Source organism: Pararhizobium sp. (genome assembly GCF_035497515.1).
Classification (GTDB): Bacteria; Pseudomonadota; Alphaproteobacteria; order Rhizobiales; family Rhizobiaceae; genus Pararhizobium.
In genome coordinates this window covers 1-7,303 of record NZ_DATJDJ010000025.1, presented here as the reverse complement: position 1 = coordinate 7,303, position 7,303 = coordinate 1, and the positions used below count along the sequence as shown (strand labels likewise).

At 61.3% G+C, this 7,303-nt stretch carries 6 protein-coding genes; 2 read left to right on the top strand and 4 right to left on the bottom strand.

Annotated features, from left to right (window positions below):
* From VL202_RS02395 to VL202_RS02380, 4 genes are all read right to left on the bottom strand, one after another.
* On the bottom strand, positions 1 to 1,208 hold a 1,208-nt coding region (locus VL202_RS02395; RefSeq protein ID WP_325462588.1), incomplete at its 3' end, for a single-stranded-DNA-specific exonuclease RecJ.
* Between the two features lie 126 nt (positions 1,209 to 1,334).
* The gene (locus VL202_RS02390; protein WP_325462587.1) at positions 1,335 to 2,657 is read right to left on the bottom strand and encodes a homoserine dehydrogenase; all 1,323 of its coding nucleotides are present in this window, start codon (positions 2,655 to 2,657) and stop codon (positions 1,335 to 1,337) included.
* Between the two features lie 79 nt (positions 2,658 to 2,736).
* A complete protein-coding gene (locus tag VL202_RS02385; protein ID WP_325462586.1) occupies positions 2,737 to 3,954 on the bottom strand; it encodes an LL-diaminopimelate aminotransferase in 1,218 nt (405 codons plus the stop codon).
* A 125-nt stretch (positions 3,955 to 4,079) separates the two neighbouring features.
* Positions 4,080 to 4,418, bottom strand: a complete 339-nt coding sequence (locus VL202_RS02380; RefSeq protein ID WP_325462585.1) for an SHOCT domain-containing protein — start codon at positions 4,416 to 4,418, stop codon at positions 4,080 to 4,082.
* A gap of 175 nt (positions 4,419 to 4,593) precedes the next feature.
* Between VL202_RS02380 and phaC the strand changes: the two genes are divergently transcribed.
* Positions 4,594 to 6,447 carry a poly(3-hydroxyalkanoate) polymerase subunit PhaC gene (gene phaC / locus VL202_RS02375; protein WP_325462584.1) on the top strand — a complete coding sequence of 618 codons (1,854 nt, stop codon included), beginning with the start codon at positions 4,594 to 4,596 and terminating at the stop codon, positions 6,445 to 6,447.
* Between the two features lie 24 nt (positions 6,448 to 6,471).
* Positions 6,472 to 7,191, top strand: coding sequence for a DNA/RNA nuclease SfsA (gene sfsA / locus VL202_RS02370; RefSeq protein WP_325462583.1), 720 nt, complete (start codon positions 6,472 to 6,474; stop codon positions 7,189 to 7,191).
* The last annotated feature ends 112 nt before the right edge of the window (positions 7,192 to 7,303 follow it).

The following is a 7,303-nucleotide window of genomic DNA, read 5'->3' as shown; positions in this document are numbered from 1 at the left end:
CGGCGGAACTTCTCCTTCAGGCGCGCGGCCAGCAGCCCGACGATTCCCGGATGCCATTTTTCATGCGCGGTGACGATGATCGACGCCGATTCGCCGTTGCCGTATTCCGCCAGCGCTTCTGCCTCGGCCTCGGCCAGCATGGCGATTTCCATCACCTGCCGTTCGCGATTGAGTTCGTCGAGTCGCCCGGCGACCTCATCCGCCACATTTTCGTCGTCCAGCGCAAGCAGACGACTACCCAGTGCCGCATCGCCGATGCGTCCGCCGGCATTGATGCGTGGGCCGATCAGGAAGCCGAAATGATAGGGCGTCACCGGGCCGCCGAGACCTGCTTTGCGAAAGAGCGCCGACAGGCCGGGATTCTGCATGTGCCGCGCCGCAACCAGTCCCTTGACGACATAGGCCCGGTTGAGCCCCTTCAGAGGCACGACGTCGCAGACGGTCGCCAATGCAACGAGGTCGAGCAAAGCGAGGAGATCGAACGACCCGACGCGGTGGTCGCCGCTTTCACGCAGCAGGCGCATGGTGTTGACCAGCACGAGAAAGACCACGCCGGCGGCACACAGATGCCCCTGCCCCGACAGGTCATCTTCCCGGTTCGGGTTGACCAGCGCCACGCAGGGCGGCAGCTCAGCGCCAACCTGGTGGTGATCGATGACGACCACATCGATGCCGCGCTCCTCGGCGACGGCAAGTGATTCCTGGCTGGTCGAGCCGCAGTCGACCGTGACGATCAGCTGCGCGCCATTGTCGATCAACTGGGTGATCGCAGCCGGATTGGGACCGTAGCCTTCGAAGATTCGGTCCGGAATGTAGATTTGCGCATCGACGCCGAAATGGCGCAGGAAGCGGAACATCAGCGCCGAGGATGCGGCACCATCGACGTCGTAGTCGCCGAAGATGGCGACCTTCTCGCGCGCCACGATCGCCTTGACGATCCGGGCGGCGGCCTTGCCGCAATCGGTCAGCGTATCGGGATTCGGCATCAGCGAGCGGATCGTCGGATCGAGAAAGGCGACGGCGTCGTCCATGGTCACACCCCGACCGGCCAGCACGCGGGCGATGAGATCGGAGAAGCCATGCACCTGGCTGATGGCGAGCGCCCGGTTCTGTCCGGCCTGGTCGAGCCGCGAGACCCAACGCTGTCCCGTTGCCGAGCGCTCGACATTGAGGAAAGCTCGCTGGACGGGATCTGGCAATTCACTCATGGCACACCTTTGACTTCGCGTGACTGTTCGTACGCGGGTTTCGTTTTCCGCGCAAACCGCAACGAAAACGGCCCCATCCGGATATGGAACCGGATGGGGCCGCGCATTGGTATCGCCGTATATCTGTCAGGCGGTCTTCGGACGCTCGATGCGGATGACCTGCGGTTCGCCGACGAGATAGCCCTCGCCCTTGATCGAAGCCACGGCCTTGCGAACCGAATCCTCGGTCGTCGCATGGGTGACGAGAATGATCGTCTGCGGCCCGTCCGTTTCGACATGCTGCTTGGAATGCTGGACGATCGATTCCAGCGAAATCCGGTTTTCCGCCATGCGGGTGGCGATGCTGGCAAAGACGCCGGTCTTGTCCTGCACCTTCAGCCGGATGAAATATCCGCCCTCATGGCTCTGGATCTGCGCCTGTTTGTAGGGAATCAGGGCGGTGACCGGACGGCCGAAGGCCGGAACGTGTTGTGCGCCGGGGCGGCTCTTGGCGATGTCGGCGATGTCGCCGAGCACGGCGGACGCTGTCGCATTGCCACCGGCGCCGGGGCCGACCATCAGAAGCTCGCCGAGAATATCGGATTCGATCGCCACCGCATTGGTAACCCCGTCCACCTGCGCGATCACCGAATCGAGCGGCACCATGGTCGGATGCACGCGCTGCTCGATGCCGCTGTCGGTGCGCTGGGCAACGCCGAGCAGCTTGATGCGGTAACCGAGATCGGCGGCGGCATGAATGTCATCGATCGAGATATTGGTGATGCCTTCCAGATAGATGTCATCGGCGGCGATCGCCGTCCCAAAAGCCAGACTGGTCAGGATCGACAGTTTGTGGGCTGTGTCGTTGCCTTCGATGTCGAAGGCCGGATCGGCTTCGGCATAACCAAGACGCTGGGCTTCCTTCAGGCAGGCCTCGAACGAAAGTCCTTCCTTTTCCATCTTGGTCAGGATGTAATTGCAGGTGCCATTCATGATGCCGTAGACGCGCGAAATCGTGTTTCCCGTGAGGGACTCGCGCAGCGCCTTGATGACCGGAATGCCACCGGCGACAGCGGCTTCATAGTTCAGGAGCGCGCCGTGCTCCTCGGCAAGGCCGGCAAGCGTGATGCCGTGTGCCGCGAGCAGCGCCTTGTTGGCGGTGACCACATGCATACCGCGCGACAGCGCCGCTTTGACCGCAGACAGAGCCGGTTCGCCGGCACCGCCCATCAGCTCGACGAAAACGTCGATGTCGGCGGTTTCCGCCAATGACAGCGCATCGTCATGCCACTGGATAGCCGACAGGTCGATGCCACGGTCGCGGTTCCGGTCGCGTGCCGTCACGGCGGTAATCTCGATAGCCCGGCCGCATGTCGTCGCCAGCGCCTCGTGGCGTTCCTGGAGAATACGCACGAGCGAGGCACCAACAGTTCCCAAGCCCGCAATGCCGATTTTAAGGGCATCTGCCATACATGAATCCTAACATGTCGAGAGTGCTCCGCCTGAACGGCGGAGCATATTTTAAAGATAAGCCGGAAGAACCGACGCCTTAGCGATGTGCGTTCAGCGAGATGACGTTGTGCAACGTATCGTCGGCCGTCGACAGGAACTTCTTGATGCTGCGCGCAGCCTGGCGGATGCGGTGCTCGTTCTCGACGAGTGCCAAGCGCACATAGTCGTCGCCCATTTCGCCGAAGCCGATGCCCGGAGCTACCGCGACATCGGCCTTTTCGACCAGGAGCTTGGAGAACTCCAGCGAACCGAGATGGCGGAACTTTTCCGGGATCTTCGCCCAGGCGAACATCGTGGCGGCCGGCGGCGGCACTTCGAAACCGGCCTTGCCGAAGCTTTCGACCATCACGTCGCGACGGCGCTTGTAGACGTTGCGCACTTCGGTAATGTCGGAGCCATCACCGTTCAGCGCGTGGGTTGCGGCAACCTGGATCGGCGTGAAGGCCCCGTAGTCGAGATAGGACTTGACGCGTGTCAGGGCGGCGATCAGGCGCTCGTTGCCGACAGCAAAGCCCATGCGCCAGCCGGGCATGGAAAAAGTCTTCGACATCGAGGTGAATTCGACCGTGTTGTCCATCGCGCCCGGTACTTCGAGCACCGACGGCGGTGGCGTACCGTCGAAATAGATTTCCGAATAGGCAAGGTCCGACAGGATGACGATGTCATGCTTCTTCGCGAAGGCGACGACTTCCTTGTAGAAATCGAGTGACGCGACCTTGGCGGTCGGGTTCGACGGATAGTTGATGATCAGCGCGATCGGCTTGGGGATCGAATGGCGAACGGCCCGCTCCAGCGGCGGGAAGAACGTATCGTCCGGCTCGACCGGGATCGAGCGAATGACGCCACCGGTCATCAGGAAACCGAAGGCATGGATCGGATAGGTCGGGTTGGGGCACAGGATCACATCGCCGGGCGCGGTGATCGCCTGCGCCATGTTGGCGAAGCCCTCCTTCGAGCCAAGGGTCGCCACGACCTGCGTATCCGGATTAAGCTTCACGCCGAACCGTCGGGCATAGTAGGCAGCCTGCGCGCGGCGCAGGCCGGGAATGCCCTTGGAGGACGAATAGCGGTGCGTGCGCGGATCCTGAACGGCTTCGCAGAGCTTGTCGACGATCGACTGCGGCGTCGGAAGATCCGGATTGCCCATTCCGAGATCGATGATGTCGGCTCCACCCGCTCGCGCGCTGGCTTTCAAACGGTTGACCTGTTCGAAAACATAAGGCGGCAGACGCCGGACTTTATGAAACTCTTCCATCTCTAAACCTCGTCTTGCGCCGTCTCCATGCCTTGGGAATCATGCGTGCAAGGAGACATGCGCGGTGCAATCAGGCCCACGCGGCCATGAAACGCTTTGCGTCCAAATCAGTCGAAACGCAAGTGCTAATTCTGTATCTCTTTCAGCGTATCGCTGCCGTGATTGGCGGCAAGCAGGCGTAGTTCCTGCACGCGATGCTGATATTCGGCTTCCGAGATTTTACCGGAAGAACGGGCGGAGCCAAGTGCTGTCAGCCGGGCCTCCAGGCTGACCGCTTCCTCGTTGCTCATCTGGGCGCTGGCCGCCGGCAACTTGCCCTCGATGACCGGATAGACGTCCGTTGAGACAGGCTTGGCCATCGTCGCGGAATAGATCGACGGCTGTTCTTCCCGCGTGGCGGAACTGCAGGCGGCCAGCGCCAGCATCAAACCCGCCACTCCAAGAGCCATCACCGTCCGCGTCATCGCTGCTTTCCCCGACTTCATCTTCACGCCATATCCGGCGCATACCATTCAATCACTGTCCGAAGCTGGCCAAACGCTCTGCGAGCCCGCGAGTCCAACATGCGCTGGCACTTGTAATCATTTTAAGGCAGAATGTAAAAAGACAAAATAAACAAACATCTGTGGAGGGAACGGGGTGGCAGAAGACAGGAAGACCGAGGGCCAGACCGGCGCCAGCACGGATGGTTTCCCCGGTTTTGACCCGAAATCCGTCGATCCCTACATCGTCAAGGACCCGGAAGCCTTCACGATGAACCTCGCACGCACCCTCGAACAACTCGGCAAGGCCGCCTCCGCCTGGCTTGCTCCGCGCGAAAGCGGTGAAAAGACCGACATGGTCACCACCCCGGCCGTCGATATGGTCAAGACCCTGTCGAAGGTCTCCGAATATTGGTTGTCCGATCCGCGCCGCACGCTGGAAGCACAAACCCACCTGATGGGAAGCTTCTTTGCCATGTGGACACGGACCATGCAGCGGATGAGCGGCGAGACCGTCAGCGATCCCTCCGAAATGCCGCGCAACGACAAGCGCTTCACTGATGCCGACTGGGTTGCCAATCCCTTCTTCGATTTCCTGCGGCAGGCCTATTTCATCACGTCCAACTGGGCTGATCGGATGGTCAGCGACGCACAGGGCCTCGATGAGCATACCAAGCACAAGGCGGCCTTTTACGTCCGCCAGATTTCGAGTGCTTTGTCGCCCGCGAATTTCGTCACGACCAATCCGCAGCTGTATCGTGAAACCGTGGCCAGCAGCGGCGCAAACCTCGTCAAGGGCATGCAGATGCTGGCCGAGGACATCGCCGCCGGCAAGGGCGACCTGAAGCTGCGCCAGACCGATACCAGCAAGTTCGCCGTTGGCGAGAACATCGCCATCACCCCCGGCAAGGTGGTCGGCCAGAGCGATGTCTGCCAGGTGCTGCAATATGATGCATCGACGGAGACAGTCCTGAAGCGGCCGCTGCTGATCTGCCCGCCATGGATCAACAAATTCTACGTTCTCGACCTCAACCCGCAGAAATCCTTCATCAAATGGGCCGTCGACCAGGGCCACACGGTCTTCGTCATCTCCTGGGTCAACCCGGACGAACGCCACGCGACCAAGGACTGGGAATCCTACGCCCGCGAAGGCATCGGCTATGCGCTTGATATCATCAAGCAGGCAACCGGCGAGGAAGAGGTCAATGCGATCGGCTATTGCGTCGGCGGTACGCTGCTGGCGGCAACGCTTGCCCTGCACGCTCAGGAAGGCGACCGACGCATCCGCTCGGCGACGCTGTTCACCACGCAGGTGGATTTCACCCATGCCGGCGATCTCAAGGTTTTCGCGGACGAGGACCAGATCGCCCAGATCGAAGCGGGTATGAAAGAGACCGGTTACCTCGACGGCTCGAAGATGGCCATGGCCTTCAACATGCTGCGGGCGTCGGAACTCATATGGCCTTATTTCGTCAACAACTACCTGAAGGGCCAGGAACCGTCCGCCTTCGACCTGCTCTACTGGAATTCCGATTCCACCCGCATGCCGGCGGCGAACCACTCCTTCTACCTGCGCAATTGCTATCTCGAAAACAACCTGACCAAGGGCAAGATGGTGCTCGCGGGCAAGAAGGTTTCGCTCGGCGACGTCTCCATCCCGATCTATAATCTTGCGACGAAGGAAGATCATATCGCGCCTGCGAAGTCGGTCTTCGTCGGCAGCCAGTTCTTCGGCGGCGACGTGACCTATGTCATGGCCGGATCAGGCCACATCGCCGGCGTCGTCAATCCCCCGGACAAGGGCAAGTACCAATTCTGGACCGACGGCCCGGTCAAGGGCGCGTTCGAGGACTGGGTCGAAGGCGCCAAGGAGACGCCCGGTTCCTGGTGGCCGCACTGGCACACGTGGATCGAGACGATCGACGCAGAGCGCGTGCCAGCGCGCAAGACCGGCGGCAAGCTCAATTCGCTGGAAGAAGCGCCGGGCTCCTATGTCCGCGCGCGCGCCTGATCGTTCGCCGGACAATCACCGCTCATGATCTTCGACAGGCCGCTCGTGCCAGCCATTCTCGTCCAGCGTTACAAGCGCTTCCTTTTCGACGCCGTGCTGGGCGACGGCAGCCCGATCACCGGGTTCTGCCCCAATACCGGATCGATGCGCGGCCTGACGACGCCAGGCTCGCATATCTGGCTATCGGAACATGACAGCCCGACACGAAAATACCGCCACATGCTGGAGATGGTCGAGGTTGACGGCACGATGGTCGGCATCAATACCGGCCTGCCCAACCGGCTGGCCGAGGAAGCCATCCGGGCCGGACAGATTGGCGACCTTCATCTCTATGCGACGCTGCAGCGCGAGCAGAAATACGGTCGCAATTCACGCATCGACCTCTTGTTGAGCGACCCTGATCGCGGACGCGCCTATGTCGAAGTGAAGAACGTGCACTTCAGCCGAACCCGAGGTCTCGGTGAGTTTCCCGACAGCCCCACCGTGCGCGGCGCAAAACATCTCGAGGAACTCGGCGACATGGTCGAGGCCGGCCATCGCGGCATTATGGTCTACCTGATCCAGCGCGACGACTGTTCGACATTCCGCATCTGCGGCGACCTCGACCCAGCCTATGCCACGGCATTTGAGCGCGCCCGGCGGCGCGGTGTCGAGGCATTTGCCGTAAAATGCCGGGTTTCGCCGCAGCAAATCGCGCCGGGTGGCGTGATCGCGATGGACGAACCGGCCCTTGCTGATCTATGACAACAGGCAAAGACAAATGAAAGTCCTGTAATGGTAACCTATATCGAGGCGGCCTCCGCGCCTTACAAGAACACCGGCGCGATCCGCCTTTATACGCCTGGCGATTTCGCCG

Bases quoted from the DNA above. Each gene is read 5' to 3' on its own strand.
- VL202_RS02390 (WP_325462587.1), bottom strand. From the start codon at position 2,657: ATGGCAGATGCCCTTAAAATCGGCATTGCGGGCTTGGGAACTGTTGGT.
- sfsA (WP_325462583.1), top strand. From the start codon at position 6,472: ATGATCTTCGACAGGCCGCTCGTGCCAGCCATTCTCGTCCAGCGTTAC.
- VL202_RS02385 (WP_325462586.1), bottom strand. From the start codon at position 3,954: ATGGAAGAGTTTCATAAAGTCCGGCGTCTGCCGCCTTATGTTTTCGAA.
- VL202_RS02380 (WP_325462585.1), bottom strand. From the start codon at position 4,418: ATGACGCGGACGGTGATGGCTCTTGGAGTGGCGGGTTTGATGCTGGCG.